This window comes from Stenotrophomonas sp. Y6 (assembly GCF_022436665.1).
Lineage (GTDB): Bacteria > Pseudomonadota > Gammaproteobacteria > Xanthomonadales > Xanthomonadaceae > Stenotrophomonas > Stenotrophomonas acidaminiphila_A.
In genome coordinates this window covers 358,521-385,393 of the sequence record NZ_JAKUKB010000003.1, presented here as the reverse complement: position 1 = coordinate 385,393, position 26,873 = coordinate 358,521, and the positions used below count along the sequence as shown (strand labels likewise).

The window sequence follows — 26,873 nt, the reverse complement described above, 5'->3', positions numbered from 1 at the left end:
TTTACTCAGTTGAACACATGGGCAGGCCGCTCCCTTCGGGGAATGCGTGCCGCCCGCCTGTTGGTCGACCCCGTGCCGGCGGCCGTGTGTGGAGTGGAAAAACCGCCGTGCACCCTGCACGACGGAGCCTTGTACAACTTCGATTTGCGCGACGGCGGCCGTCACCGGCCGCTCTCACGGAACCGCGGGTCACGCTTCCGGCGAAGGAAGCAGGCCCAGCACCCTGGCAACGACGTCGTCGATGCCGATACCGCTGGTGTCGATGAGAACGGCGTCATCGGCCGGCCTCAGGGGCGCCACTGCGCGTTGTGCATCACGGGCGTCGCGGGCCATGATCTCGCGCAGGAGGTCATCAAAGTTAACCGAAACCCCTTTTTCTTTCAACTGTTTATGCCGCCTGTGCGCCCGCTCCTCGGCGCTGGCGGTCAGGAATACCTTGAACGGGGCGTCCGGGAAGATCACCGTCCCCATGTCGCGGCCGTCGGCGACCAGCCCCGGCGGCATCCTGAATGCGCGCTGGCGCTCCTTCAGCGCCGCCCGCACCTCCGGGATGGCGGCGATCGCCGAGGCCAGCGCCCCGGTGGTCTCCAGGCGCAGCTCGTCGGTGGCATCGGTATCGTTGACCAGCACCCGCAGGCTCTCGCCGCGCTCGACGAAGCGGATCCGGGTGTCGAAGGTGCAGCGCACCAGCGCCGAGGCGTCGGAGGTATCGATGTCGGCCCAGCTGGCAGCCACCCCCACCGCCCGGTACAGCGCCCCCGAATCCAGGTAGTGCCAGCCCAGCCGGTGCGCGACGATGCGGCTGACGGTACCCTTGCCGGCCCCGGACGGGCCGTCGATGGTAAGAACGGGGGGAAGTGGACTCATCTGCGGCCTGCGCTGGAACGGGAATCCGCCCATTCTAGCGCCGCGCCCGGCCTGCCTGCCGCCGATTGCACGCAACCACTTGAACCCACATGGAATTGCCCGGTAGAATGGCGGGCTTGAACGAGCGTCAACCTGCATATCCGCGGCTACGCTCCCTGAAGAACTCCAACGTATCCGCCGAGGTATGCCATGAAAGTCCTGTCCTCCCTGAAGTCGGCGAAGGCCCGTCACCGTGACTGCAAGGTGGTTCGCCGTCGCGGCAAGATCTTCGTGATCTGCAAGTCGAACCCGCGCTTCAAGGCTCGCCAGCGCTGAGCCGACTGGCGTTCGCCGCCAGCGGAATCCGCGAGGATTCCGGATCTTCGCAGAAAGCCGCCCCCGGGCGGCTTTCTGCATCTTCGTGCCCCGCTCACGGCCGGCCGCGTATCCTGCACCCGCCGTGTCCGCCGCACGCATGCCGCGCCCGGCAGCGCGGAACAGGGCTGCCTGCCACTTTATCGACGCTGTTTTTTTGCTGTAATCGCCACTTGTCCTCCGGGGAGAAGCGACCATGAAGCAGACCATCCGGGCCCTGGCCCTGACCGCCGCGATCATCGCGGCACCCACCACGGCGCTGGCCGACACCCTGCTGATCGAGCGGGCCCAGGAAAAGCCGGCGGGCACGCTGCCGGCGCGCGGCGAGTCGATGGGCCAGGTGCAGGCGCGCTTCGGCGCCCCGCAGGAACGGCTGGAACCGCGCGGCGGCCAGAAGCGCCAGTGGCCCACGATCAACCGCTGGGTCTACCCGGCCTTCACCGTCTACTTCGAGAAGCAGCGGGTGATCGACGTGGTCGCCAACCAGGCAGGCCCCGACGAGATCGGCCCCAAACCGCCGGTCCGCTGATCTCCGCCACTCCGGGGCTGCAATGGCGGCCCCGGGCGGCGCCCTCCCCCGCGCCTCCCGGCACCGGCAGGCGCGCCAACGCACCGGACTTTCGCGCCGGGCATGATCCGAGCACCTACCCGCAATGACCGATGCACTTCGTTTTCCCGCCGAATGGGAAGCCCAGTCCGGCGTCCTGATCGCCTGGCCGCATGCCGATACCGACTGGGCCGAACGCCTGGCCGAGGTCGAGGAGACCTATATCGCGCTGGTCGCCGCCATCACCCGCTTCCAGCCGGTGCTGATCTGCGTGGCTGACGACGATATCGAGACCTACGCGGAGGTGCGCCTGCGTTCCAACCGCATCGACATGGCGCGCGTGCGCTTCATCACCGCAGCGTACGACGACACCTGGCTGCGCGACTCCGGCCCGATCACGCTCAGGCGTGCCGACGGCGGCTTCCAGCTGCTGGATTTCCGCTTCACCGGCTGGGGCGGCAAGTTCGAGGCGAGCCTGGACGACCAGCTGGTCGGGGTGCTGCATGACGCCGGCGTGTTCAACAACGCCCAGGTGCGCAGCATCGCCTTCGCGCTGGAGGGCGGCGCCATCGACACCGATGGCGACGGCACCCTGCTGACCACCTGGAAGTGCCTGCACGAACGCCACCCGGAGCGCGACCGCGCATCGCTGGCCGCCGACATGGCGCAGTGGATGCACCAGGAACGCGTGCTGTGGCTGGACCACGGCTATCTGGAAGGCGACGACACCGATGCCCATGTCGACACCCTGGCCCGCTTCGCCTCGGCCGACAGCATCGTCTACCAGGACTGCGACGACCCGCAGGACTCGCACCATGCCGAACTCAAGGCAATGGGGGCCGAACTGGCCGCGCTGCGCACCCGCGATGGCCGGCCCTACCGCCTGTTCCCGCTGCCGTGGGCGCAACCGGTGATCGACGAGGGGCGCCGCCTGGCCGCGTCCTACGCGAACTTCCTGATCATCAACGGCGCCGTGCTGATGCCGGCCTACGGCGACCCTGCCGACGACACGGCGCGCGACGTGCTCGCACGCGCGTTCCCGGACCGCGAGATCGTGCCGGTGCCGTGCCGGCCGCTGATCTGGCAGAACGGCAGCCTGCACTGCATCACCATGCAGCTGCCCGCCGGCCTGCTGGGCTGAAGCCCGGCGCCCGCTTGCCCTGTGCCTGCCTGGCAGGCACGGGGCCCGGCGCCCTCCTCTTTCCCATGCCCGGCGCGAAGCGCCCCTTGTGCAGGGGCCATTGCTCCCCCAGGTTTACAATGCCCGCATGAATACACATTCCCTGACTGTCGCCCTGATCCAGGAACGCAACCACGGCGATGCCGCCGCCAACCTGGCCGTGATCGAGGCCCGCGTCGCCGAAGCCGCGGCGCAGGGCGCCAAGCTGGTGCTGCTGCAGGAACTGCACAACGGCCCGTATTTCTGCCAGCACGAATCGGTGGACGAGTTCGACCTGGCCGAGCCGATCCCCGGCCCGAGCACCGCGCGCCTGGGCGCACTGGCCAGGCAGCACGGGGTGGTCATCGTCGGCTCGCTGTTCGAGCGCCGCGCCGCCGGCCTGTACCACAACACCGCGGTGGTGTTCGAGAAGGACGGCACCCTGCTGGGCAAGTACCGCAAGATGCACATCCCCGACGACCCGGGCTTCTACGAGAAGTTCTACTTCACCCCGGGCGACATCGGCTTCAAGCCGATCGACACCTCGGTCGGCCGCCTGGGCGTGCTGGTGTGCTGGGACCAGTGGTATCCGGAAGCCGCGCGCCTGATGGCGCTGGCCGGCGCCGAGCTGCTGCTCTACCCCACCGCCATCGGCTGGGATCCGGACGACATGCAGGACGAGAAGAACCGCCAGCGCGACGCCTGGGTGCTGAGCCACCGTGGCCATGCCGTGGCCAACGGCGTGCCGGTGCTGTCGTGCAACCGCGTCGGCCACGAGCCGTCGCCGCTGGGCGCATCGGGCATCCAGTTCTGGGGCAACAGCCACGTGCTCGGCCCGCAGGGCGAGTTCCTGGCCGAGGCCGGCACCGAGCCGACCGTACTGGTCTGCGAGGTGGACCTGCAGCGCAGCGAGCACGTGCGCCGCATCTGGCCGTTCCTGCGCGACCGCCGCATCGATGCGTACGGCGACCTGCTCAAGCGCTACATCGACTGACCGGGAACCCTGCGCATGGCCGTGCACATCCGTGATGCCGGCGCGGCCGACATCGCCGCCATCACCGCGATCTACGCGATCGAGGTGACCGACTTCGTCAACACCTACGAGTACGAGGTGCCGGACGAAGCCGAGATGCTGCGGCGCATGCAGGACATCATCGCCCGTGGCTTTCCCTACCTGGTCGCCGAGATCGACGGCCAGGTCGCCGGCTACGCCTACGCCAACACCTATCGCAGCCGCATCGCCTACCAGTGGACGGTGGAGAATTCGGTCTACGTCGATGCCCGCTTCCAGGGCCGCGGCGTGGGCAGCACGCTGCTGCAGGCGTTGATCGACGCCTGCACCGCGCGTGGCTACCGGCAGATGGTCGCGGTGATCGGCGAGCCCGCCAATAGCGCCTCCATCAGGCTGCACGAGCGTTTCGGGTTCCAGCTCGTGGGCGTGTTCCGCGGTCTGGGCCGCAAGCACGGCCGCTGGCTGGACACGGTGCAGATGCAACGCGCGCTCGGCGATGGCGCCGGCAGCGCCCCCTCCAATGAATGACGCAATGACCGACACCCACTCCGAAAACGGCAGCGAACTGCTCGCCGGCCAGCCGCTGCGCATCGTCGAACGCGATGGCGTGCGCTACACCCTGCTGGGCACCGCCCATGTGTCCGCCGCCAGCGTGCAGGCGGTGGAACAGGCCATCGGCAGCGGCCAGTACGACGCCGTCGCGGTCGAGCTCGATCCGCAGCGGCTGCAGGCCCTGACCAACCCGGACGCGCTGGCGCAGCTGGACCTGATCGAGGTGATCCGCAAGAACCGGGTCGCGCTGTTCGCCGCCAACCTGGCCCTGGCCGCCTACCAGCGCCGGCTCGCCGAACAGCTGGGCATCGAACCGGGCGCAGAGCTCAAGCGCGCGGTGACGCTGGCGCAGGAACGTGGCCTGCCGGTGCACCTGATCGACCGCGATGTCGGCCTGACCTTCCGCCGCGCCTCGCAGCGCCTGGGCTTCATCGGCAAGCTCAAGCTCGTCGCCGGGCTCGGCGCCGGCCTGTTCTCGTCCGAGGACGTGGGCGAGGACGAGATCGAGAAGCTGAAGCAGGGCGACATGCTCGAATCGAGCTTCGGCGAATTCGCCAGCGAAAGCCCGGCGCTGTACGAGAGCATCATCGGCGAGCGCGACCGCTACATGGCCACGCGCCTGCGCGAAGAGCGCAGCGACAGCCAGCGCAACGTACTGGCGGTGGTCGGCGCCGGCCACCTCGCCGGGCTCGCGCGTTACCTGGAAACCGACACCGAAGCGCCCGGCCCACTGCGCCAGGCGCTGGAGGCGGTACCGAAGAAGCGCAACATCCCGTGGATCACGCTGACCATCCTGGCCGTGGTCCTGGCCGGCATCGGCGTCGGCTTCTGGAAGGGCGGCATGGGCATGGGCGCGGACATGCTCGCGACCTGGGCGCTCTACACCGGCGGCCTGGCCGGCCTTGGCGCGCTGCTGGCCGGCAGCCACCCGTTGAGCATCCTGACCGCGGTGCTGGTGGCGCCGTTCAAGCCGTTCCGCCTGAGCATCCCCACCGGCGCGTTCTCGGCGCTGGTGGAAACGCGCCTGCGGCGGCCGGCCTATGCCGATTTCCTGCGCCTGCGCGATGACGCGCAATCGCTCAAGGGCTGGTACCGCAACCGCGTCACCCGCATCGTGCTGACCTTCATGCTCACCAACCTCGGCAGCATGCTCGGCCTGTGGCTGACCGGTTTCACCGTGTACGGCAAGCTGGTGTGATGCGCCGGCGCTGGCGCGGCCCTCAGGTCCGCGGCCAGCGCCAGGACAGGCCCACGATCAACAGGCACAGCACGATCTCGATACTGCTGTAGGCCAGGTAGAACCACCATGCCCCCGGCATGGTGAGCGCGACGAAGGCGGCGTAGAACAAGGCCAGGCCGATGCCCAGCCAACGCACCACGCGCGCCGGCAGCGCCAGCGACAGGAACACCATGAGCCCGGGCACCGCCAGCAGCAGCGCGACGAACAGCAGCGAGCCCTGGCTGCTCGGCCCCATCGGACCGCCGCCGTCGAGCATGTACTTCAGCTTGCCGGGCCGGTAGAGGCCGAAGTAATCACCGTAGAGATAGCAGAAGGTCAGGCTGGCCCACAGCGCCGAGAGCTTGATGCGCGGCGACAGCGGCGGATCGGACAGCGGGGAACGGCTTTGCATGGGACGTCTCCTCAATGGACAGCGGATGGCACGGCATCGCGGCCCCGCGTGCGCAGGCCGAACAGCAGCAGCCACAGGCAGGTACCGATCTCGCCGACGGAGGCCGGCAGGGTCAGGTGGGCGGAAATCCACCAGTCCGCGTAGCCCGGCACCAGCAGTTCCGCCAGCACATCCAGCACATAGCCCAGCCCGCCCAGCACCAGCAGCGCGCCGAGCAGGCGCGGCAGGCGGCGCGAGCGCAGCACCAGCCAGCCCAGCGGCAGCAGCCACAGGCCCCAGAACACGCGCACCAGCTGCATGCCGCCGCGGTACGCCTTCAATGCCGCGTGCGCGAGCTGCTGACGTTGTTCCGGCGACAGCAGCTGCGCGCTGTCGGCATCGGTCAGCAGCGCCAGCGCCTGCAGCCGGTGCGACAACGCCGCCAGCGCCAGTGGCACGCCCATCGCCACGAACGCCAGCATCAGCGTCGCCGCGCCGCGGCTGACATCCTGGAAGGCGCGGTACAGCACCAGTGCCAGCAGCAGGTAGGCCACCTGTTCGACGACGAACGCCGCCACGCCCTGTTTGAACAACGCCTGCCTGGCGACCACGTTGTCCAGCAGTGCACCGGCGTCGGCGCCGGCCAGCTGCGCCGGTACGTAGGCCAGGCAGAAAATGCCGGTGACGACGACGATCAGGTACAGGACACCGGCAAGCCGGCCGCCCGGGTGAAGTACATGTGGCATCCGCGGTTCCCCTGGAAAAGGCCCCCGCCGGCATGGCGGGAGCACGATGGCGTTACTCCTGCACCGGCGCCGGCCCCACCTCCGGCAGTGGCGACAGCCCGCGCGCGCGCCGCACCAGGCGCGCCGTGCCGGTGCGCAGGTCATCGAGGATCGCGTAGATGGTCGGCAGGAACAGCAGGCTGACCACGGTCGAGAACGCCAGCCCGCCGGCGATGGCGCGTGCCATCGGGTAGTACGGCGGCATGCCGTCGGCGGTCTTGGTGTTCAGCGCGATCGGAATCATCGCCAGGATCGCCGTGCCCATGGTCATCATGATCGGGCGCAGGCGTTCGCGGCTGCCTTCCACCAGCGCATCGGTGCGCGCCATGCCGCGCCGGCGCAGGTTGTTGATGTGCTCGATCATCACGATGCCGTTGTTCACCACCACGCCCATCAGCACCAGGATGCCGATCACCGCCATGATGTTCATCTCGGTGCCGGTGATCCAGAACAGCCAGTACACGCCGAAGATCGAGAACAGCACGCAGGACATGATCGCCGCCGGGAACAGCAGGGATTCGAACACCGCGGCCATGATCACCACCATCAGGATCAGCGCGATGAAGATGCTGTTCACCATCTGCTGCATGCCGTCGAAGTTGATGTTGAAGCCGGCACCGGCGAAGGTGTAGCCGTAGCCGGGCGGGAACTGCACGCCGTCCAGCGTGGTCTCGACCGCCTTGCGCGCCTGGTCCATCGGCACGTCCTTGGCCAGCCCCGCCTCGACCCGCAGCATGGTCTGCCGGTTCAGCCGCTGGATCGAACTGGCCGCCGGGGTGACATTCACGTCCACCATCGCCAGCAGCGGCACCTCCTTGCCGCCGGCGGTGCGCACCATGAACGAGGACAAGTCCTCGATGCCATAGTTCTCCGAGCCGGCGAAGCGCACGTTGACCGGGATCTCGACGTCGTCGCGGTGGAAGTCGCGCAGCGAGGAGCCACGCAGCGCCATGCCGACGAACTGCGCCACCTGCTGTGCGCTGAAGCCATAGGCGGCGGCACGCTCGCGGTCCACCCGCACCGCCAGTTCGGTGTTGGCGTCGCCGGTGTCCACGCGCACGTCGCGCAGCTTCGGGTCGCGGGCCAGTATCGGCACGATGTCATCGGCCAGCTCCTTCAGGGTCTGGGTCGAATCGCCCACCAGGCTGAAGCGGATGCCCTGGCCGTCGCTGCCCATGCCACCCGGCCAGCCGATGCCGATCTTGGCGCGCGCCGACTGCGGCAGCCCCTTGCGCACCTCCTCCTTGATCTTCTCGCTCAGCGCCGGGTCCTCGGTGTCCAGGAACAGGCGGGTCTGCGCCCAGCCCTGTTCGCTGTAGCGGCTGAACACGCGGTCGATGTGGAACTGCTTGCGGTTCGCATTGACGAACGCCTCCACCCGCGCCACTTCGCGACCCATCTCCTCCTTGGAGTAGGCGCCACGCCACTGGTAGAAGATGTTGATCTCGCTCGGATTGTCGTCGTCGCCGCCACCGCTGGTATGCGTCATCGGATACACGCTGGCCAGGGAAATGGCGAGGATGCCGCCCACCGCCCAGCCGCGGTGCTGCAGCGTCCAGCGCAGCGCACGCGCATAGCGTTCCTGCATCCGGTTGATCAGCGGCGACTTCAGCGCCGGCGGGGTCTTCATCCGCGCCGACAGCATCGGGATCAGGCTCACCGCCACCAGCCACGAGGCCAGCAGCGAGACCGAGATCGTCACCGCCAGCTGCGACAGGTAGATGGTGATGATGTTCTTCTCGCCGAACATCATCGGCAGGAACACCACGCAGTGGCACAGGGTGCCGGCGGACAGCGCGATGGCCACGTGGCGGGTGCCGATGATGGACGCCAGCGAAGGCTGGTCGGGGTATTTCTCGCGCTCCTGGTAGATGCTCTCCACCACCACCACCGCGTTGTCCACCAGCATGCCCACCGCCAGCAGCAGGCCCATCATCGAAATGATGTTCAGGGTGATGCCGGCGAAGTACATGAACCCCAGGGTCATGATGAAGCAGATCGGGATGGCCAGCGACACCATCAGCGTCGACGGCCAATGGCGCAGGAAGGCGTACAGCACGATCACCGACAGCAGCAGGCCGATCGCGCCGGCCTCGGCCAGCGCCAGCAGCGAACTGGTCACCGCCTGTCCCTGGTCGTCGGTGACCTCGATGCCGACGCCGCGCATCGCCGGGTCTTCCTGCAGCCGCTCGATCTCGGCGCGCACCGCGCGCGACAGGTCCACCAGGTTGGCCGAGCGCTCCTTGTATACGTCGACGCCGACACTGGGCCTGCCCTCCATCTGCCGCACGTAGTTCATGCGCTGCGGCTGCAGGCTGACGTCGGCGATGTCCGACAACCGGGTGCCGCGCTTGTCGACCGGCAGGTTGCGCAGCGCCTGCAGTTCCAGCAGCTCGCCGCGCGGCTGCACGCGCAGGCGCCGGCCGGCCTCGGTGATCTGCCCGGCCGACACCGAGAAGTTGGCCGCCTGCAGCTTCTGCACCAGCTCATTGAGCGCCACCCCGTGCGCGCTCAGCCGGTCCTTGTCCAGCGCCACCAGCACTTCCTGCTTGGCCACGCCCTCGACCTCGACCCGCGCCACCCCGGGCAGGCGCTCCAGGCGCTGCTTGATGCTGCGCTCGATCAGGTCCGCGCGCGCGGTCAGGTCCTCGTCGCTGGTCAGGCGCAGGCTCATCGCCTCGCGGTCGCTGGTGCTCCAGCGCTGCACGTAGTAGCGGCGGAAATCGTCCGGCAACTGGTCGCGCACCGCGTCGATGCGCTCGCGCGCCTCGGACGCGGCCATGGCGATATCGCGGTTCCAGTCGCTGAATTCGACCTGGATCTGCCCGCCCTCGGCATTGGCGCGGGCGTTCATCGACTTGATGCCGGGCATCGTGGCGATGGCTTCCTCGACCGGCCGCAGCAGGTTGCGCTCCACTTCCTCCGGCGTCGACCCCGGGTACGGCAGCGACACGAAGAAGAAGGGAATGGTGGCTTCCGGCTCGGCTTCCAGCGGCAGCCGGAAGGCGGCGATCAGGCCGATCGCCACCATCGACACGAACAGCATGATGGTGGTGACGGGGCGGCGGATGGACAGCTCGGTGATGTTCATCCGTATCAGCCCTTCAGCCCGTCGCCGCCGGTGGCGCCATCGCCCAGCGCGTCATGCTCGTGCGCCAGCACCTGCTCGACCTGCTGCGCCTGCTGCCGCGCGCGGCGGCCACGCTCGGCATAGAACGCGTCGGCCTTGCGGTCCAGCAGGTCGTACACCACCGGAATCACCAGCAGCGTCAACAGGGTCGAGACCAGCAGGCCGCCGATCACGGTGATCGCCATCGGCGAGCGCACTTCCGCACCTTCGCCGAAGGCCAGCGCCAGCGGCAGGAAGCCGAACACCGCGCACAGCGTGGTCATCATGATCGGGCGCAGTCGCGAGCGCGCGCCCTCCACCAGCGCCTGGCGCTTGGGAACGCCTTCCTCGCGCAGCTGGTTGACCTTATCGATCAGGATGATGGCGTTCTTCACCACCAGCCCGACCAGCAGGATCAGGCCGATGAACACCACCACCGAAACCGGCGAGCGCGACAGCAGCAGCGCCGCGACCGCGCCGACCAGCGCCAGCGGGATGGTGAACAGGATCACGAACGGATGCAGCAGCGATTCGAACTGTGACGCCATCACCAGGTACACCAGGAACACCGCCAGGGCGAAGGCGAACAGCAGCGAACGGATCGATTCGCCCAGCTCCTGGCCCTGCCCGCCGATGTGCATGCCGACATCGGTGCCCAGCGGGTTGTCGGCCACCATCTTCTGCACTTCGGTGATCGCCGTGCCCAGGTCGATGCCGCGCAGGTTGGCCGAGACGATCGCCACCCGGCGCAGGTCGGCGCGGTGGATCTCGCTGGGGCCGGTGGTCGCCACCACCTCGGCCACGGACGACAGTTCCACCGGCTTGCCGCCGGTCGGGTGCACGATCAGGCGGCGGATGTCCTCGACCGAGGAACGCTCGGACTCCTGCACGCGCACCAGCACGTCGATCTTGCGGTCGCGGAAGCTGTAGCGGGTGGCGACGTTGCCGCGCACCTTGTTGACCACCGCATCGGCGATCTGGCGCGTGGTCAGGCCCAGCGCCGCGGCGCGGTCCTGGTCGAACACCACCTGGATTTCCGGGAAGCCCTGCTCGACCGTCGACTTGACGTCCGCGTAGTGCGGATTCTGCCGCAGCATGCCGGCCAGGCGGTTGCCGGCCACCCGGATCGCGTCCAGCGTGTTGCCCTCGATCTCGATCTCCAGCGGCGGCGACAGTGCGAACAGTTCCGGGCGCGCGAAATCCACCTGCGCCGCCGGCCATGCCTTCATGGTCTGGCGCAGTTTCTCGGTCAGCTCCGGTTCGCGCGAGGTGTCGCTCATCACCACCGACAGCTTGCCGATGTTCTCGCCGCTCTCGGTCGGGCTGGCGTCCAGCCGCGTGCCGGTGCCGGAAACGCCGTACAGCAGGCGTATGCCATCCTCGCCGGCATGCTTGCGCTGCACTTCGCGCACCAGTGCGTCGGTCTGCGCCAGCGGCGTGCCGGGCGGCAGCTTGGCGGTCATCTCGAAGCGGTCCTGCGCCAGCTGCGGGATCAGGTCCACGCCCAGCATCGGCAATGCCGCCAGGGTCAGCGCGAACGCCAGCGCCGCGCCGCCAAGTACCGGCCACGGCCGTGCCAGCGCGGCGGGCAACAGCCGCAGGTAGGTGCGTTCGGCACGGCCGTACGGGGCCATGGCGATGTCGCTGGCTTTGCGCATGACCGGCCCGACCACCGCGGCGATGCCGCGGAAGATGCGCACCACCAGCCACGCCGCGGCATAGAAGCCGTAGCGGAACATGGCGCCGATGCCGCGACCGGCGAACGCGGCCGGCTTCTGCCAGCGGCGCTCCGGGCGCCACGGCTGGCGCGGATCCTCGGCCGGGAACTCCAGCGGCGGCCGGCCCTTGAGCGCGCTCAGCATCGGGATCAGGGTCATCGACACCACCAGCGACACCGCGATGGCGATCGACACGGTCAGCGCCTGGTCGCGGAACAGCTGCCCGGCGATGCCTTCGACGAACACCAGCGGCAGGAACACCGCGATGGTGGTCAGGGTCGAGGCGACCACCGCCATGAACACCTCGCGGGTGCCCTTGATCGCGGCCTCGAGGATACCCATGCCGCGTTCACGCGCCTTGGCGATGGATTCGAGCACCACGATCGAATCATCCACCACCAGGCCGGTGGCCAGCGCCAGGCCGCCCAGCGACATCACGTTCAGGCTCAGCCCGAGCTGGCCCATGAAGAAGAACGTGGCGATGATCGAGATCGGCAGCGACAGCGAAATGACGAACGTGCTCCAGCCATCGCGCAGGAACAGGAAGATGATCAGCACCGACAGCAGGCCGCCGATCACCGCGTCGATCTTGACGTCCTTGATCGCGTGGCGGATGAAGACCGACTGGTCCTCCACCGTGGTCATCTCGATGTCCTTGGGCATCTGCTTGCGGATCGCTTCGAGCTTCTTCTCCAGCGCATCGGCGGTGGAGACGGTGTTGGCGTCGCCTTCCTTGTAGATCGCCAGTTCGACCGCTTCGTGGCCGCCGGCGCGGATCACCGCCTCGCGCTCCTTGTAGCCCTGGCGCACGTCGGCCACGTCCTTCAGGCGTACCGGCGAGGTGCCGCCGCCACTGCCATCGCTGCGCAGCGCGGCGATCACGTTCGGATCGCGGCTGCCGAGGATCGCGGTCATCAGCTGGCGGTTCTCGCCGGCCGAGGAGGCACCCGAGCCGGCGGCGGTGTTGAGCAGCATCTCGCGCATCTGCTCGACCGTGGCGAACTGGTTGACGGTACGCACCAGGTAACGCTGCGAGCCCTCTTCCAGGCGGCCGCCGGACAGGTTCACGTTCTCCTGCTGCAGACGCTGGATCACGCTGTCCAGCGACAGCCCCAGCTGCGCCAGCTTGCGCTGGTCGATATCCACCTGGATCTCGTCTTCCAGGCCACCGCCGACCTTGACCGCGGCCACGCCGCTGACCGGCTCGAGCTTGCGCTTGAGGTCATCGTCGGCATAGCGGCGCAGTTCCATCAGCCGGCGCACCGCGTCGGCCTCGCTGCCACCGTCCTGCCTGGAGGACAGCGCCAGGCGCATGATCGGCTGGGTCGACGGGTTGAAGCGCAGCAGCACCGGCGGCTTGGCCTCCAGCGGCAGCTGCAACGTCTCCATCTTGTCGCGCACGTCCAGCCCGGCCTGCTGCATGTCCGTGCCCCAGGCGAACTCCAGGACCACGTCGCTCTGCCCGGTGCGCGAGATCGACTTGAGCTTGCGCAGGCCCTTGACGATGCCCAGCGCTTCCTCGGCCGGCTGCGAGATCAGCGTCTCCACCTCGGCCGGCGCCGCGCCTTCATAGTCGGTGCGCACGGTGAGCGTGGGGTAGCTCAGGTCGGGCAGCAGTTCGACCTTCAGGCTCGACAGCGAGATCAGGCCGAACAGCACCAGGGTCAGCGTCATCATCGCGATGGTGACGCGGCGGCGCGTGGCGAACTCGATCAGGTCGAAGCCGCCACCGCCGGGAACCGACGGATCGCGCGCACTCATTGCTTGGCCGCCTGTGCGGCCGGTGCCTTGGCGGGCGCCGCGGCGGCGACCGCCTTCTCCTTGCCGATCACCTGCACCGCGCTGCCCTCGCGCAGCGCCGCCTTGCCGGCGATCACCACTTCCTCGCCCGGCTGCAGGCCTTCGCGCACCTCGATCCAACCGGCATCGTCATAGCCGAGCTTGAGCCGGGTACGGGTCGCCTTGCCGTCGCGCACCACGTACACGGCGGGCTCGCCACCGTCCTCGAGCAGCGCGGTACGCGGCACCACCAGCGCGTCGGCGCGCTGGTCGTAGTTGATGCTCAGGCGGCTGAACATGCCCGCCTGCAGGTCGCCCTCGCCCGAGAACGAGGCCACCACGCGGAACGTGCCGGTGCCGGTGTCCACCACCGGCGACACGCGGTCCACGACGCCGTCGAACGTGCGCCCCGGCAATGCGTCGGCGACCAGCGTCACCGCCTGCCCCGGCTTGAGCTTGGCGATCTCGCGCTCGGGCACGTTGAGCGTGGCCTCCAGCTTGCCGGCGTCGACGATGCGGATGATCGGCGAATTGATCTGCACGAAATTGCCTGGCTTGATGTCGCGCGAGGCAATCACCCCGGAGATCGGCGCCACCACCGTGGTGTAGGACAGCTCCAGCGCCGTCATCCGGTATTGCGCGCGCGCGTTCTCCAGGTCGAAGCGCAGCTGGTCCACGTCGGCGGCGCTAACCAGCTGCTGCTGGACCAGCTTCTGCGCACGCTGGTAGCTGTTTTCCAGTTTGCGCATCTGCGCTTCGCTCTGCGCCACGGCCAGCCGCGCGCGGTCCGGGTCCAGCCGTACCAGCGGCTGCCCGGCGCTGACCTGCTGGCCTTCCTCGACCATCACCGCCAGCGCCACGCCCGAGGTCTTGGCGACCACCTGCGACTCGGCGCGCGGCTCAAGCGAGGCGGTACCGGTGTAGCTGGCGGCGATGGCGCGGCGTGCCGCCTTGGCCACTTCGACCGGGACCGCGTCGCTTGCCTTCTGCTCTTCCTTGGGCTTGTCCTTGGCATCCTCGCCACCGGCCTTGCAGCCCCCGAGCAACAACACCGAAGTGACGAGGAGAGCGGCGGCGCAGCGTCCGGTGCGGCCGTACGGGGTAAGGATTGGCGACATCGTGGGGTCCCTAGAGATGCAGTGGCTGGTGTTGTAGCAAAGTATTGCACCACCCCACGACGACACCATGCCCCAAAGGTCATGCCCGCATGCCGCGTCGCAGCATTCATGAATGGTTCCGAACCGGTGAATACGCGGGCTATACTCGGGCCGTTCCGTGTCCCCACGGCGGAACGAACAGACCCGCATACCGGACAAGGAAACCATGCGCTCGCAGCCGTTTGCCGTATGTCTCGCCCTGGCTCTGGCCCTGCCCTTCGGGGCGGCCGCACAAGCCGACCCGCAGCAGTCTGAACCTTCCGCCCCCGCACCCGCCGCCACGCCCGCCCCCGCGGCGGCGCCGGCCACCGGCAATGCCGAGGCCGGGCGCACCCTGGCCTACACCTGCCAGGGGTGCCATGGCATCACCGGCTACAAGAACGCCTATCCGAGTTACCGCGTGCCGAAGATCGGCGGGCAGTCGGCGCAGTACCTGGGCCAGGCATTGACCGAATACCGCGAAGGCAAGCGCAAGCATCCGACCATGCAGGCGCAATCGATGAGCTTCAGCACGCAGGAAATCGCTGATCTCGCCGCCTACCTGTCCACTCTCAAGTAAGCACCGCTCATGTCGAAAGCCAAGCACGCCTCGCGTCTCGCCATCGCCCTGTTCGCTGCCTGCACGGTGGCCGCCTGCACCCAGTCGGAAGTGGAGTCCAGCGCCAAATCCGCCGCCGACCCCGGCCATGCCAGCGGTGAACATGGTTCCAGTTCGTCGGCCGGCCTGCCGCAGGGGCGCATCGCCGCCGGCGAGCAGCTGGCCAACAGCAAGGGCAAGGCCACCGGCCAGAGCTGCATCGACTGCCATGGTGCCGACGGCAACGCGCCGATCGATCCGGGCTATCCACGGCTCGGTGGCCAGTATGGCGACTACCTCGCCCATGCCCTGCAGGCGTATCGCAGCGGCGATCGCGAGCACATGCTGATGTCGCCGCAGGCGGCCGGCCTGAGCGACCAGGACATCGCCGACCTGGCGGCCTACTTCGGCTCGCGCCCCAGCCAGCTGCGGGACCTGCACGGCCTCAAGTAACGGCACCGCGCCGGCACCTGCGCGTGCCGGCCCCGCGCGCCGGGCCTGGCCGGGCCGGGCGTGAGCGCCGCGCGACAGCACGCACCCGGAAAACGCTTGGTCGCCGCGCGGGTTGCGCGGCCCGCAGCCACGGCCGGATTCCCCGGTATCCGCGCGTAACCGGAGCCGCTCATCACCTATCCCGCCCGGATCGGCCCCGGGGCGGCATCTGGAACCCTCGCGTCTCGCGTCTGCGGCATGCCGCTGTTCCCGCCGTGGCGCGCGCCATGCGGCACCACAGGAGCCGCTATCGCCCCGGCGGCGGGCGGCAGGACGACGGCAAACGCACCTTCGCCCACTCAACGGCTGCCGTTGTCGTCCTGCAGTTCCTGCTTGAACGGAATGTCCGGCGGCGGCCGCGCCGTGGCCGGCTGCTCCTGCATGTTCGGGTTGCGCAGGCCACAGCCGCCGCCGAACTGCAGGACCGACACCACGCAGGAGATGCGGGTACCGGTGCCGGGGATGGGGATTTCGATGCTCTTGATTCCCTTGCGCACCCATTCGGCCAGCAACGATTCGTTGGGTACCCAGTACTTGTCGAACGAAGTTGGCGCATGCTCGTAGGGCGGACGCTTGAGCCAGGTGCCGGCGCGATCGAGCTGCTCCCTGCTCCAGTTGTCGGATTCGCCACCCGGCGCGCCGCGATCAGGCGACGCCGTGTCCTTCCCGGCATCGCCCGCCAGGCGCACGCTGCCATCACGGTTGTACAGGCCACGCCCGGCGTCGGAGGCAGCCCGTCCCTCGCCCGCCGCCTGCCGCTGCGAGGCTCCCCAGTCGTCCGAGCGGACCGGTGCCGCCCAACCGCCGCTGCGATCCCGCGGCTGTGGACCGGCGCCGGCACTGGCGCCCGCCTGCGACGCACTGTTGGCCGCACGCCCGTCCGCGGCCGCAGCCGCCGGCGATGGCCGTGATCCCTGCGCCGTGGCGCCAGTGGTGGTCGCGGTCGCCACACCGGCGCCGGCCGCCGGCGCCGGAGCGGCATCGGCCACGCCCGGCACCTGCCGCTCACGCACCACCACGTCCGCGGCCTTCACCTGCACGCCGCTTTCGCGTACCGGCACCGTGGACAGCGCCAGCGGCTGCCGCGGCGCGGTCTCGATCTGCCGCTCGCGTACGGCCGGCGCGACACTCTCCACGCGCACCTGGGGTTCGCGTGGACGCACCTGCGCCATCGCCACCGGCTGCACCGGCGCAGTCTCTACCGGGCGCTCGCGCACCTGCACCTGCGGCATCGCCGGGGCGCGCATGGCGACATCGGGTAGCGGCGGCGCGCGCACGTTCGCCGGCCGCTCCACCACGCTCTCGACGGTACGCTCGCGCACCTGCGGCACCTGCACGCGCAGCGCCGGCTCGGCCAGCGTGGGCGCGGGCAGAACGAAATCGGTGGTGGGCCGCGCCACCTCGGTGACCTGCAGCGGCTGCTGCGCCACCGCGTCGGGTGCCGGCTGCGGGGTGTCCGCCGGTGTTGCCTCCGGTGTGGGATCGACACTGCCGTCCTGCACCGCCGGTGGCGGCTGCGACTGCGGCGGTGCCTGTGGCGACGAAGCGTCGGCCAGCGCGCCGGCCGCCGCTGCCTGCGCCTCATCCGCCGACGCGCCCGCATCCCGCGGTGCACCGCCACCTTCTTGTTCCGGGGTGCCCCGGCCCAGGTACTCGACCCGGACCCGCTCCCCCTCGTCCGCACCCGGCTCGGGCACGGTGCTGCGTACCAGCGCCACCCACACCAGCAGTACCGCGAACAGCAGATGCAGGGCCACGCTGCACAGCGCGGAAAACCAGCGGATGCGGCGCTGGTCGTCTGCCGGCGGGTCATCCCCGGCCCAGCGCAACAACTGCAGCAAGGCACGCTGGAACGAAACCGGACGGCCGCTTCCGCGGGAACGCGGGCCACGCCACGGCGGCGCTGCGGCAGCGGCATCGGCGCCAGCGAAGGCCAGCCCTTTTGCCTGGCCGCCCCCTCGCAGCCAGGCACTCCAGCTGTAGGGGAAGCCGGTGCGGCGGTCATGCAGGAGGCTGCCCTTGCGGCGGGCAGCCAGCAGGTCGATCAGGTCGGCAACCGTCGTCACCGGCACGTGGCGGGTCGCTCAGCCCGCGCTGCCGCGCGGAATGTAGGGTGCCTGGCCACTGGCGTGGTCGGTCGCGTCGCGCACCGCGGTAACGCCGGGGACACGGGCCATCAGGGTCTTCTCGATACCCTGCTTCAGGGTCACGTCGGCCATGCCGCAGCCATGGCAGCCACCACCGAAACGCAGCAGAACCACGCCATCGGCGGACACTTCCTGCACCGCCACGCGCCCGCCGTGCGAGGCCAGCTGCGGGTTGACCTCGTTCTCGATGACCCAGTGCACGCGCTCGACCATCGACGCCGCCTCGCCGGGCGCTTCGCCCTTGATCCTGGGCGCCTTGATGGTCAGCTGCTGGGTGCCCGCCGCCTGGGTGACGTAGTCGATCTCGGCGCCATCCAGCCAGGCCACGCTGGTGGCCGCCACGTAGAGCGTGAAACCGTCGCAGTCCACCGCCCACTCGTCACCCAGCAGATCGGCCGGCTCGGCGAACTCCAGGCGCGCATCGGCGCGCGGCGTCCCCGGTTCGACCGCACTCAGGCGCACGCCCATGCCGGGCACGGCCTCGCGTTCGATCAGCTTGCGGAAATGGCGCTGGGCAGTATCTGAAATCTGGATCATGCGGGGTATTCTAGCCGTGTCTTGGTGGCTGCTGATGGGACAGTGATTCCACGCGCGGCACCGTTCAGCCCCTTCGATGGAGATTCCCATGGCCGATCTGATTCCACTCGCGCAGGCGCACTGCATTCCACGCAGGGGCAGCGAGCACCGGCTCGGCGCGGCGCGGCTGGCCGAACTGCTGCCGCAGGTCCCGGGCTGGGAACTGGCCGAGGACGGCCACGCCCTGGTGCGCACGTTCAGCTTCGACAACTACCACGGCACCATGGCGTTCGTGAATGCCCTGGCCTGGGTCGCGCACCGCGAGGACCACCACCCCGACCTGGGGGTGCACTACGACCGCGCCATCGTCCGCTTCTCCACCCACGACGTGGGCGGCCTGAGCGAGAACGATTTCATCTGTGCCGCCAAGGCATCCGCACTTGTGGAGCAATGACATGAAAGCGCATCTCCTGCCGGGTTCCCTCGTCACCGCCCTCCTGCTCAGTGCCTGCGGCCCTTCCGGACCGGCCGCGCCGGTGGTCGCCCCCACCGAAGTGGCCGCGGTGCAGACACCGCCACCGGACTACCCGGTCGAACTGGCCTGCAGCGGGGTCGGCGGCCAGAGCGTGCTCAAGGTCGTGGTCGGGCCGCAGGGCACCCCGACCGAAGTCGCGCTGCTCACCAGCAGCGGCAACAGCCAGCTCGACGATGCGGCGATCCAGCGCGTGCGCGAATGGAAGTTCAAGGCCGCCACCCGCAATGGCCAGGCGGTGCCGACCACCATCCAGGTGCCGGTGAGCTTCAACCCGCCGCAGCCGAAGCCGGACAGCTGCTTCGCGATCGAGGAACGGATGCGGCGCGGCGGCTGAGCCCCGCTCGCATCCCCGGGGCGCCCCCTGCCGGCCGCCGCCCACGGGTCGGCGCAGGCATCGGGCCGGGCGCCATCCACCCGCTGCAACCGCGCGCGGTCAGCGCAACCGGTCCAGCGCCTCCACCAGCTCCGGCGCCAGCGGCGCATTGAGCACATAGGGCGTCTTGCCGGCATCGAGGGCGAACTCCAGCGAGGCTGCATGGAGGAACAGCCGCTTGAGGCCGATCTGCTCGCGCAGCCGCTTGTTGACCGCAGGATCGCCGTACTTGTCGTCACCTGCCACCGGATGGCCGATGTGCTGGGCATGCACGCGGATCTGGTGGGTGCGCCCGGTGTCGATCTTCACCTCGCAGTAGGAATGGCCACCGCGCCGCTCCAGCACCCTGAAGTGGCTCAGCGACGGCTTGCCCGCCGCGTTCACCTGCACATGGCGCTCCCCGCCCTGGCGCAGGCCCACGTGCAGCGGCGCGTCCACGCTCATCACCCCGTCAGGCATGCGCCCGACCAGCAGGGTCAGGTAGCGCTTGCGGATGCCCCCCGGGCCGGCACCGTCATGGTCTTCGCGCAGCAGCGCCTGCAGTTCGGACAGCGCCGAGCGCTTCTTGGCCATGACCAGCAGCCCCGAGGTGTCGCGATCCAGCCGGTGGACCAGCTCCAGCCCCTGGTTCGGGCGCAGCGCGCGCATGGTCTCGATCGCGCCATGGCTGATGCCGCTGCCGCCATGGCTGGCCACGCCGGACGGCTTGTTGATCACCAGCAGCCGCGCATCCTCGAACACGATGGCCTGCTCCATGCGCTGCAGGAAGCCGGCCGGCGGTGGCGCCTTGTCTCCAACCTCGGCGAGATTGACCGGCGGCACCCGTACCTCCTCGCCGGCCTCCAGCTTGCGCTCGGCCTTGGCCCGGCCGCCATTGACCCGTACCTGGCCGCTGCGCACCAGCTTGTAGACCAGGCTGCGCGGCGCCCCCTTGAGCTGGCCCAGCAGGAAGTTGTCCAGGCGCTGCCCGGCCCGGTCTTCCGGAACCTTGATCATGCGCACGCTGGATTTGCCCGCGGAGGGTGCGCGGCGGTCTTCGGAGTCAGTCATCTGCCTGTTTATTCTGCTACACTCGGGGAGCGATATAAGGGTTTGATTTCGTTGGAAGTTGACCAGGGCCAGAAGCCCGGCTTCCGACGGATCCGGCACAGTGCGCGGCCACCGCCCCCGGGGCGGCCATGTTAGCGGCTCGTCGGCGCTCCCGGCCATCGCCGGATGCCAAAAGCATCCGTGCTGGACGAAACAACATGTCCCGTGCGACGCCCCGGCCACGGCCGGAGCGGCCGCCGGCCCCGAAACACCTGAAACCAAGAACACAAGCGCTCCCGCGGCCTGCCGTGGTGTCGTAGCGCTGGAAACCCAAGCCGCCCTACCCGCGCCTGCGCGAGGGGCGGCGACCCGTGTCCAGAGGCGAAACGCCATGGCGTTCCGCGCGGTAGCAGCGCGCGAGGAACGCACAATGAAGCGAATGCTGATCAATGCCACGCAGGCCGAAGAGCTGCGCGTGGCCATCGTGGACGGCCAGACCCTGTACGACATCGACATCGAACAGCCGTCCAAGGAACAGAAGAAGTCCAACATCTACAAGGGCCGCATCACCCGGCTCGAACCTTCCCTCGAAGCGGCTTTCGTCGAATACGGCGGTGACAAGCACGGCTTCCTGCCGCTGAAGGAAATCTCCCGCGATTACTTCCAGGCCGGTGTCGACCACAACAAGGCCGGCATCCGCGAGCTGCTGCGCGAGGGCCAGGAAGTGGTGGTCCAGGTGGACAAGGAGGAGCGCGGCAACAAGGGCGCCGCGCTGACCACGTTCATCTCGCTGGCCGGCCGCTACATGGTGCTGATGCCGAACTCGCCGTCGGCCGGCGGCGTCTCGCGCCGCATCGAGGGCGAGGACCGCGCCGCGCTCAAGGACGCGCTGGACAAGCTGAACATCCCCGACGACATGGGCGTGATCATCCGCACCGCCGGCGTCGGCCGCGATGCCGAGGAGCTGCAGTGGGACCTGGACTACCTGCTCCAGGTCTGGCGCTCGATCGCCGAGGCCGCGCTGGCCAAGCCGGCGCCGTTCCTGATCTACCAGGAGTCGCGCCTGATCGTGCGCGCCCTGCGTGACTACCTGCGCGCCGACATCGGCGAGATCCTGGTGGACACCGAGGAGCTGTACGAGACCGCGCGCGAGTTCATGCAGCAGGTGATGCCGCAGACCCTGCGCAAGCTCAAGCACTACAAGGACGACATCCCGCTGTTCAACCGCTTCCAGATCGAATCGCAGATCGAGGCGATCTACGAGCGCAACGTGCGCCTGCCGTCCGGCGGCTCGATCGTGGTCGACCAGACCGAGGCACTGACCGCCATCGACGTCAACTCGGCCCGCGCCACCAAGGGCAGCGACATCGAGGACACCGCGTTCCAGACCAACCTGGAGGCCGCCGAGGAAGTGGCCCGCCAGCTGCGCCTGCGCGACCTGGGCGGCCTGGTGGTCATCGATTTCATCGACATGTCCTCCAACAAGCACCAGCGCGAGGTCGAGAACCGCCTGCAGAACGCGCTGAAGTACGACCGCGCGCGCGTGCAGCTGGGCCGCATCTCGCGCTTCGGGCTGATGGAAATGAGCCGCCAGCGGCTGCGCCCGAGCCTGGGCGAGTCCAGCCAGATCGTGTGCCCGCGCTGTGACGGCCAGGGCCGCATGCGCAGCGTCGAGTCGCTGTCGCTGTCGATCATCCGCGTCGCCGAAGAGCATGCGATGAAGGAAAACACCGGGCAGGTGCTGGTCCAGGCCCCGGTCGAGATCGCCAACTTCCTGCTCAACGAGAAGCGCAGTGCGCTGCGCGAGATCGAGCGCCGCCACGACGCACCGATCATCATCGTCGCCGACGAGCAGCTGCACACCCCGCACTATGAAGTCACCCGCCTGCGCGAGAACGAGCTGGGCGAGGAATCGGGCAGGCCGAGCTACCAGCGCGGCACCCCGCGCAAGCTGCCGGTGCACGCCCTGACCAAGGCGCAGCTGAACATCCCGCCGGCACCGGCGGTGACCCACGTCAAGCACAGCCAGCCGGCCCCGGTGCGCGAGATCCCGGAACCGGCGCCGGCACCGGCCCCGGTCGCCGCGCCCGCCCCCGCGGCACCGGCCGGCGGCGGCGTGATGGGCTGGCTCAAGCGGGTCTTTGGCGGCGAGACCGCCCCCGCCGCGGCACCGGCCCAACCGCAGCCGCGCCAGGACGGCGGCCGCGGCAACCGCAATGACCGCAACACCCAGCGCCGCGATGGCCGCAATAACAACGGCGGCAACAACGGCCAGCAGGCGCGTGCCGGCGGCAATGGCAACGGCAACCGCCGTGACGAACAGCGCCGCGAGGAGCGTCGCGACGAACGCCGCCAGGGCGCGGGCAACCCGCAGCCGCAGAGCGCCGGCCAGCAGCCGCCCAAGCAGCGCGGCGAACAGCAGGCGCAGCAGGGCAAGCAGCCGCGCAACAACGAGCAGCAGCAGCCCAAGCCGCCGAAGCAGCCCAAGCAGCCGAAGCCGCAGCAGGAAGTGGACAAGGCGGTGCAGCCGGCCAGCGAAAAGCCGGCACGGCAGCCGCAGGCCGACGCGCCGCGCCCGGTCGTGGCTGACGCCCCGGCCATGGCCGCCGCCGCCGTGGTCGCCAGCGTGGACACCAACGCCACCGAGGCCCCTGCCAAGGTGCAGCTGCCGCTCGCGGACGACACCGCAGCGGTGGCCGCGGCCACCGTGCAGGTCGGCGTGACCGACGAGTCCGCCACCGTGGCCAACGATGACGGCAATGGGGATGGCGCCAGCCGTCGCCGCCGCGGCCGTCGTGGCGGTCGCCGCCGCCGTCGCGGCAATGCCGAAGGCACCGGCAACGCCGAGGCCGACGTGCTGGGCAACGATGACGACCTCGCCGACGAGGCCGAGGACGCCAGCAACGAGCTCGGCGCGATTGCCACCGCGCCGACCGCGGCGCAGCCGGAGTTCGATTTCGAGGACGAGCCGGCAATCGTTCGTGCGCCCGCACGCGCGCCGCGTCCCGCACGCACCGAAGCACCGGTGGCGCAGCAGGCCGCGCCGGCGGCAACGCCGGCCGCACCGGACCGGGAGGGCACTGCCACCGGTCCGGAGACGACGGTCGCCGCGCAGCCCGAGGCCGCGGCACAGGCCGTGGTGACGCCGGCACCGGAACCCACGCCCGCCGTGGCCCCGGCCGCGGAAAGCGTGCAGCCGGCCGTTGTGGCCGCGCCGCAGGCGGCCGATCCGGAACCGCTGGTGGACGCCACGCCCGCCGCGCCGGTCACCGCCGTGGTCGCGCCCGCACAGCCGGTTGCGGTTGCAGCTGCGGCCGAAGCCGAGCCGCTGCCGGTTGCCGAAGCCGCTCCGGCGCCGGCATTGCCGGAGAACGGCCAGCTGTTCGCCGAGGCCACGGCAGCGGCGCCGGCAACCGAGGTACGGCACGCCTCCACCGAACCGATGCCGCAGGTTGCGGTGGTGGCGTCCGAGGCGGTGGTGGTTGCTGCCGCTGAAGCCGAAGCTGAAGCTGAAGCCGAAGTCGGGGCCGACGCCGCCACGACGCATGCGGAAGAGCCGCGTCGCGACGCCTGAAGGCAGCGCGTCATGCAATGAAAAAAGCGGCCCCCGGGCCGCTTTTTTCATGCGCCGACCTCACTGCCAGGCGGGTCAGATCACCTTGGACGGATCGCCCACGCCGTATTGGGCCGCCAGCCGCGCCAGCGCGATGTTGTCCTGCACCCCGGTCTTCTGGAACAGGCGCGACTTGTGGGTATTGACCGTCTTGGCACTCAGGCTGAGGCGACGCGCAATCTCTTCCTGGCGATGCCCCTGGACCAGCAGCAGGGCCACTTCCAGTTCCCGTGGCGAAAGCTCGTCGAAGGGCGAAACGTCGCCGTCGATGTTGGACAACGCCAGGTTCTGGGCGATGTTGTTGGCCAGGTAGCGCCGCCCCTGCGCCACATCGTGGATCGCGCGCACCAGCTCGCGGGCGTCGCCGCCCTTGCCGACATACCCCGACGCCCCGGCCTCCAGCAGCCGCTTGGGCATCGGGCCGTCTTCCAGCACCGACACGATGATGACGCGGGTGCCATGGTCACCCTTGACGATGCGCTCGGTGATCTCCAGCCCGCTCAACCCCGGCAGGTTCAGGTCGCAGAGCACCACGTCGGGCTTCAGCCGGCGGATCTGCGGCAGTGCCACCTCGCCACTGTCCGCGGCACCCACCACCTCGATGCCCGTTTCACCGGCAAGGATCATCTGCAGACCGGTGCGCACCAGCGCGTGGTCGTCAATCAGAAATACCGTTATCGTCACTACCCGCTTCCTCCCCCGACACCCAGTGACAGTCGCAGCTGGCTGCGGCTCCGTGGTCTGGAGCCAGGGCGCGGATTTTCCACCACGCGCCGTCACGCAAGCTGCCCTCATTATCAATCAAGTGGCCGGTCCCGCCCCCAGGGGACGACGCACGTGGACGACTCCCCTGTCCACGCATGACCCGATCATGACAAGCCCCGGGTGAGCGACCATGACATGCTGCATGCCGCAGCGGCGCGCGGCCATCAGTGCATCCCTCTCAGCCAGTTAGGGATTCACCGCAACCGGTGGTGACCAGCGGCGGCGGAACAACAATACGTGCACGCCGGTCACCCATGCCAGCGCGGCGCACCAGCCGCCCAGGATATCGGAGGGGTAATGCACGCCCAAGTGGACCCGCGACAGCCCGACGCACGGCACGAAGACCAGGCCGGCAACCGCCACCGGCCAGCGCCAGCGCGTATTCCAGGCCAGGAACAGCGCGGTGGCGGCCAGCGTCATCGACCCCATCGCGTGCCCGCTGGGAAAACTGAAGGTGCTTTCCGGCGCGATCGATTCCCACAGGCTCGGCCGCTCGCGCTGGAACAGCTGCTTGCTGCCGATGTTCAACAGCGCCGAGCCCGCGAACGCGGTGGCGGCGAACAGCGTGTCGCGCCAGCGCCGCCGGAATGCGAGCACCGCCACCACCAGCAGGTCGAGCGGAATCACGCCCCACTGGTAGCCCAGCCGCGACATCAGCAGGAAGAACGCATCCAGCGCGGGCGACGCCAGCCCGTGCATGCGCCACAGCAGCGCGTGGTCGAGGTATAGCGCCTCGGCCTCGTGGATCTCCTCGGCCAGCGCCACGAACCCGGCCAGCGGCAGCAGCAGGCAGAGGAACAGCACGACCACGCGCCAGGCGTTGTGCGCGAGCCAGTCGCGCACGCCGGCGGCTTCGCGGCGTGATTCAGCCGGCGTGGCGCGCATAGCGGCTCTCGACGTACTCGTCGATCAGCGCCACGAACTCCTGCGCGATGTTCTCGCCCCGCAGCGTCACCTTCTTCTCGCCATCGACGAATACCGGCGCGGCCGGCGCTTCACCGGTGCCCGGCAGCGAGATGCCGATGTTGGCATGCCGCGATTCGCCCGGGCCGTTGACGATGCAGCCCATCACCGCCAGGGTCATGTTTTCCGCGCCCGGGTGGCTCACACGCCACACCGGCATCTTCTCGCGGACATGGTTCTGCACCACCTTGGCCAACTCCTGGAAGAACTCGGAGGTGGTGCGCCCGCAGCCCGGGCAGGCCGTGACCATCGGCGTGAACGCCCGCTGCCCGGTGGTCTGCAGCAGTTCCTGGGCGACGATGACCTCCTGGGTGCGTGGCTGCCCCGGCTCGGGCGTGAGCGAGATGCGGATGGTGTCGCCGATGCCTTCCTGCAGCAGCACCGCCAGCGCCGCCGACGAAGCGACGATGCCCTTGCTGCCGATGCCGGCCTCGGTCAGGCCCAGGTGCAGGGCGAAATCGGAGCGGTTGGCCAGGTCACGATAGACCGCGATCAGTTCCTGCACGCCGCTGACCTTGGCCGACAGCACGATGCGCTCGCGCGGCAGGCCCAGTTCGACCGCGGTCTGCGCCGAATCCAGCGCCGAGCGGATCAGCGCCTCGCGCAGCACCCGGCCGGCGTCCCAGGGCTGCGCGCGCTGGCTGTTCTCGTCCATCAGCCTGGCCGCCAGGGTCTGGTCCAGCGAGCCCCAGTTGGCGCCGATGCGCACCGGCTTGTCGTAGCGGATGGCGAACTCGATCAGCTGCGCGAACTGGGTGTCCTTCTTCTTGCCGAAGCCGACGTTGCCCGGGTTGATGCGGTACTTGGCCAGCGCCTCGGCGCAGGCCGGCTCCTGCGCCAGCAGCTGGTGGCCGTTGTAGTGGAAGTCGCCGATCAGCGGCACCTCCACGCCCATCATCCGCAGCTTGTCGACGATCCGCGGAATGGCCGCGGCGGACTCGGCGTTGTTGACGGTCAGCCGCACCATTTCCGAACCGGCGCGCCACAGTTCGGCCACCTGGCGGACGCTGGCGGCGACATCGGCGGTGTCGGTATTGGTCATCGACTGGACGACCACCGGATGCCCGCCGCCGACCTTCACCCCGCCGATATCGACGGCATGGGTGATGCGGCGGGGCCAGGCGGTGGCGTCGGCGGGAGGTGTCGGGCGGGTGACGGCGTCGTGCATGGCGCGCATTTTAGCGCGCCGCCCCGCGCCACCGCATGAACCACCA

At 69.4% G+C, this 26,873-nt stretch carries 23 protein-coding genes; 11 read left to right on the top strand and 12 right to left on the bottom strand.

The window, feature by feature from the left end; all coding sequences use genetic code 11:
* Window positions 1-189 precede the first annotated feature (189 nt).
* Window positions 190-867 (bottom strand): (d)CMP kinase, encoded by a 678-nt coding sequence (gene cmk / locus MKP15_RS05220; protein WP_161613695.1) that lies wholly within the window; start codon window positions 865-867, stop codon window positions 190-192.
* A gap of 189 nt (window positions 868-1,056) precedes the next feature.
* On the opposite strand from cmk, the gene ykgO reads away from it, so the two are divergent.
* The 6 genes from ykgO (at window position 1,057) to MKP15_RS05190 (ending at window position 5,689) form a co-directional block, all read left to right on the top strand.
* The gene (ykgO, locus tag MKP15_RS05215) at window positions 1,057-1,182 is read left to right on the top strand and encodes a type B 50S ribosomal protein L36 (protein ID WP_005409283.1); all 126 of its coding nucleotides are present in this window, start codon (window positions 1,057-1,059) and stop codon (window positions 1,180-1,182) included.
* 235 nt (window positions 1,183-1,417) lie between these two features.
* Window positions 1,418-1,750, top strand: coding sequence for a hypothetical protein (locus MKP15_RS05210; protein WP_240212005.1), 333 nt, complete (start codon window positions 1,418-1,420; stop codon window positions 1,748-1,750).
* A gap of 124 nt (window positions 1,751-1,874) precedes the next feature.
* Window positions 1,875-2,909 (top strand): agmatine deiminase family protein, encoded by a 1,035-nt coding sequence (locus MKP15_RS05205; protein ID WP_240212004.1) that lies wholly within the window; start codon window positions 1,875-1,877, stop codon window positions 2,907-2,909.
* 127 nt (window positions 2,910-3,036) lie between these two features.
* Window positions 3,037-3,921, top strand: a complete 885-nt coding sequence (locus tag MKP15_RS05200) for a carbon-nitrogen hydrolase (protein WP_161613692.1) — start codon at window positions 3,037-3,039, stop codon at window positions 3,919-3,921.
* 15 nt (window positions 3,922-3,936) lie between these two features.
* Window positions 3,937-4,467, top strand: coding sequence for a GNAT family N-acetyltransferase (locus MKP15_RS05195; RefSeq protein ID WP_240212003.1), 531 nt, complete (start codon window positions 3,937-3,939; stop codon window positions 4,465-4,467).
* A gap of 4 nt (window positions 4,468-4,471) precedes the next feature.
* Entirely contained in the window at window positions 4,472-5,689 is a 1,218-nt protein-coding gene (locus tag MKP15_RS05190) for a TraB/GumN family protein (RefSeq protein ID WP_240212002.1), read from the top strand.
* Between the two features lie 22 nt (window positions 5,690-5,711).
* Here MKP15_RS05190 and MKP15_RS05185 read toward each other — a convergent pair whose 3' ends face one another.
* The 5 genes from MKP15_RS05185 to MKP15_RS05165 are packed head-to-tail and all read right to left on the bottom strand — an operon-like array spanning window position 5,712 to window position 14,610.
* Window positions 5,712-6,122, bottom strand: coding sequence for a DUF6326 family protein (locus MKP15_RS05185; protein ID WP_240212001.1), 411 nt, complete (start codon window positions 6,120-6,122; stop codon window positions 5,712-5,714).
* 11 nt (window positions 6,123-6,133) lie between these two features.
* Window positions 6,134-6,847: a DUF4386 family protein gene (locus MKP15_RS05180; protein WP_240212000.1), complete on the bottom strand. Its 714-nt coding sequence runs from the start codon at window positions 6,845-6,847 to the stop codon at window positions 6,134-6,136.
* A gap of 52 nt (window positions 6,848-6,899) precedes the next feature.
* Window positions 6,900-9,977, bottom strand: coding sequence for an efflux RND transporter permease subunit (locus tag MKP15_RS05175; RefSeq protein ID WP_104938982.1), 3,078 nt, complete (start codon window positions 9,975-9,977; stop codon window positions 6,900-6,902).
* Window positions 9,978-9,982: 5 nt separating this feature from the next.
* Window positions 9,983-13,474, bottom strand: a complete 3,492-nt coding sequence (locus MKP15_RS05170) for an efflux RND transporter permease subunit (protein WP_240211999.1) — start codon at window positions 13,472-13,474, stop codon at window positions 9,983-9,985.
* Complete coding sequence (locus MKP15_RS05165; protein ID WP_104938984.1) at window positions 13,471-14,610, bottom strand: efflux RND transporter periplasmic adaptor subunit; 1,140 nt, start codon at window positions 14,608-14,610, stop codon at window positions 13,471-13,473. The genes MKP15_RS05170 and MKP15_RS05165 overlap by 4 nt, the downstream gene beginning before the upstream one ends.
* Window positions 14,611-14,815: 205 nt before the next feature.
* On the opposite strand from MKP15_RS05165, the gene MKP15_RS05160 reads away from it, so the two are divergent.
* Both MKP15_RS05160 and MKP15_RS05155 read left to right on the top strand, forming a co-directional pair.
* The gene (locus MKP15_RS05160; RefSeq protein WP_161613685.1) at window positions 14,816-15,208 is read left to right on the top strand and encodes a c-type cytochrome; all 393 of its coding nucleotides are present in this window, start codon (window positions 14,816-14,818) and stop codon (window positions 15,206-15,208) included.
* A gap of 9 nt (window positions 15,209-15,217) precedes the next feature.
* A complete protein-coding gene (locus tag MKP15_RS05155) occupies window positions 15,218-15,679 on the top strand; it encodes a cytochrome c (protein ID WP_104938986.1) in 462 nt (153 codons plus the stop codon).
* A 338-nt stretch (window positions 15,680-16,017) separates the two neighbouring features.
* On the opposite strand, the gene MKP15_RS05150 is transcribed toward MKP15_RS05155, so the two are convergent.
* The gene (locus MKP15_RS05150; protein WP_240211998.1) at window positions 16,018-17,784 is read right to left on the bottom strand and encodes a hypothetical protein; all 1,767 of its coding nucleotides are present in this window, start codon (window positions 17,782-17,784) and stop codon (window positions 16,018-16,020) included.
* A gap of 18 nt (window positions 17,785-17,802) precedes the next feature.
* The gene (locus tag MKP15_RS05145; RefSeq protein WP_161613682.1) at window positions 17,803-18,402 is read right to left on the bottom strand and encodes an NfuA family Fe-S biogenesis protein; all 600 of its coding nucleotides are present in this window, start codon (window positions 18,400-18,402) and stop codon (window positions 17,803-17,805) included.
* An 88-nt stretch (window positions 18,403-18,490) separates the two neighbouring features.
* On the opposite strand from MKP15_RS05145, the gene MKP15_RS05140 reads away from it, so the two are divergent.
* Window positions 18,491-18,835, top strand: a complete 345-nt coding sequence (locus tag MKP15_RS05140) for a 4a-hydroxytetrahydrobiopterin dehydratase (RefSeq protein ID WP_054668699.1) — start codon at window positions 18,491-18,493, stop codon at window positions 18,833-18,835.
* 1 nt (window position 18,836) lies between these two features.
* The gene (locus MKP15_RS05135; RefSeq protein ID WP_104938989.1) at window positions 18,837-19,250 is read left to right on the top strand and encodes an energy transducer TonB; all 414 of its coding nucleotides are present in this window, start codon (window positions 18,837-18,839) and stop codon (window positions 19,248-19,250) included.
* A 99-nt stretch (window positions 19,251-19,349) separates the two neighbouring features.
* Here the strand turns inward: MKP15_RS05135 and MKP15_RS05130 are convergent, their stop codons facing one another.
* On the bottom strand, window positions 19,350-20,339 hold the full coding sequence (locus MKP15_RS05130) for an RluA family pseudouridine synthase (protein ID WP_104938990.1): 990 nt from the start codon (window positions 20,337-20,339) through the stop codon (window positions 19,350-19,352).
* Window positions 20,340-20,748: 409 nt separating this feature from the next.
* Here MKP15_RS05130 and rne point away from each other — a divergent pair, with 409 nt between their 5' ends.
* On the top strand, window positions 20,749-23,892 hold the full coding sequence (rne, locus tag MKP15_RS05125) for a ribonuclease E (protein WP_240211997.1): 3,144 nt from the start codon (window positions 20,749-20,751) through the stop codon (window positions 23,890-23,892).
* A 75-nt stretch (window positions 23,893-23,967) separates the two neighbouring features.
* On the opposite strand, the gene MKP15_RS05120 is transcribed toward rne, so the two are convergent.
* The 3 genes from MKP15_RS05120 to ispG form a co-directional block, all read right to left on the bottom strand.
* On the bottom strand, window positions 23,968-24,615 hold the full coding sequence (locus MKP15_RS05120) for a response regulator (protein WP_104938992.1): 648 nt from the start codon (window positions 24,613-24,615) through the stop codon (window positions 23,968-23,970).
* A 267-nt stretch (window positions 24,616-24,882) separates the two neighbouring features.
* On the bottom strand, window positions 24,883-25,581 hold the full coding sequence (locus MKP15_RS05115) for a phosphatase PAP2 family protein (RefSeq protein WP_104938993.1): 699 nt from the start codon (window positions 25,579-25,581) through the stop codon (window positions 24,883-24,885).
* A complete protein-coding gene (gene ispG / locus MKP15_RS05110) occupies window positions 25,562-26,827 on the bottom strand; it encodes a flavodoxin-dependent (E)-4-hydroxy-3-methylbut-2-enyl-diphosphate synthase (protein WP_104938994.1) in 1,266 nt (421 codons plus the stop codon). The genes MKP15_RS05115 and ispG overlap by 20 nt, the downstream gene beginning before the upstream one ends.
* Window positions 26,828-26,873: the final 46 nt, after the last annotated feature.

Excerpts from the sequence above, each read along its gene's own strand:
- cmk (WP_161613695.1), bottom strand. The coding sequence starts at position 867 with ATGAGTCCACTTCCCCCCGTTCTTACCATCGACGGCCCGTCCGGGGCC.
- ykgO (WP_005409283.1), top strand. The coding sequence starts at position 1,057 with ATGAAAGTCCTGTCCTCCCTGAAGTCGGCGAAGGCCCGTCACCGTGAC.
- MKP15_RS05210 (WP_240212005.1), top strand. The coding sequence starts at position 1,418 with ATGAAGCAGACCATCCGGGCCCTGGCCCTGACCGCCGCGATCATCGCG.
- MKP15_RS05205 (WP_240212004.1), top strand. The coding sequence starts at position 1,875 with ATGACCGATGCACTTCGTTTTCCCGCCGAATGGGAAGCCCAGTCCGGC.
- MKP15_RS05200 (WP_161613692.1), top strand. The coding sequence starts at position 3,037 with ATGAATACACATTCCCTGACTGTCGCCCTGATCCAGGAACGCAACCAC.
- MKP15_RS05195 (WP_240212003.1), top strand. The coding sequence starts at position 3,937 with ATGGCCGTGCACATCCGTGATGCCGGCGCGGCCGACATCGCCGCCATC.
- MKP15_RS05190 (WP_240212002.1), top strand. The coding sequence starts at position 4,472 with ATGACCGACACCCACTCCGAAAACGGCAGCGAACTGCTCGCCGGCCAG.
- MKP15_RS05185 (WP_240212001.1), bottom strand. The coding sequence starts at position 6,122 with ATGCAAAGCCGTTCCCCGCTGTCCGATCCGCCGCTGTCGCCGCGCATC.
- MKP15_RS05180 (WP_240212000.1), bottom strand. The coding sequence starts at position 6,847 with ATGCCACATGTACTTCACCCGGGCGGCCGGCTTGCCGGTGTCCTGTAC.
- MKP15_RS05175 (WP_104938982.1), bottom strand. The coding sequence starts at position 9,977 with ATGAACATCACCGAGCTGTCCATCCGCCGCCCCGTCACCACCATCATG.
- MKP15_RS05170 (WP_240211999.1), bottom strand. The coding sequence starts at position 13,474 with ATGAGTGCGCGCGATCCGTCGGTTCCCGGCGGTGGCGGCTTCGACCTG.
- MKP15_RS05165 (WP_104938984.1), bottom strand. The coding sequence starts at position 14,610 with ATGTCGCCAATCCTTACCCCGTACGGCCGCACCGGACGCTGCGCCGCC.
- MKP15_RS05160 (WP_161613685.1), top strand. The coding sequence starts at position 14,816 with ATGCGCTCGCAGCCGTTTGCCGTATGTCTCGCCCTGGCTCTGGCCCTG.
- MKP15_RS05155 (WP_104938986.1), top strand. The coding sequence starts at position 15,218 with ATGTCGAAAGCCAAGCACGCCTCGCGTCTCGCCATCGCCCTGTTCGCT.
- MKP15_RS05145 (WP_161613682.1), bottom strand. The coding sequence starts at position 18,402 with ATGATCCAGATTTCAGATACTGCCCAGCGCCATTTCCGCAAGCTGATC.
- MKP15_RS05140 (WP_054668699.1), top strand. The coding sequence starts at position 18,491 with ATGGCCGATCTGATTCCACTCGCGCAGGCGCACTGCATTCCACGCAGG.
- MKP15_RS05135 (WP_104938989.1), top strand. The coding sequence starts at position 18,837 with ATGAAAGCGCATCTCCTGCCGGGTTCCCTCGTCACCGCCCTCCTGCTC.
- MKP15_RS05130 (WP_104938990.1), bottom strand. The coding sequence starts at position 20,339 with ATGACTGACTCCGAAGACCGCCGCGCACCCTCCGCGGGCAAATCCAGC.
- rne (WP_240211997.1), top strand. The coding sequence starts at position 20,749 with ATGAAGCGAATGCTGATCAATGCCACGCAGGCCGAAGAGCTGCGCGTG.
- MKP15_RS05115 (WP_104938993.1), bottom strand. The coding sequence starts at position 25,581 with ATGCGCGCCACGCCGGCTGAATCACGCCGCGAAGCCGCCGGCGTGCGC.
- ispG (WP_104938994.1), bottom strand. The coding sequence starts at position 26,827 with ATGCACGACGCCGTCACCCGCCCGACACCTCCCGCCGACGCCACCGCC.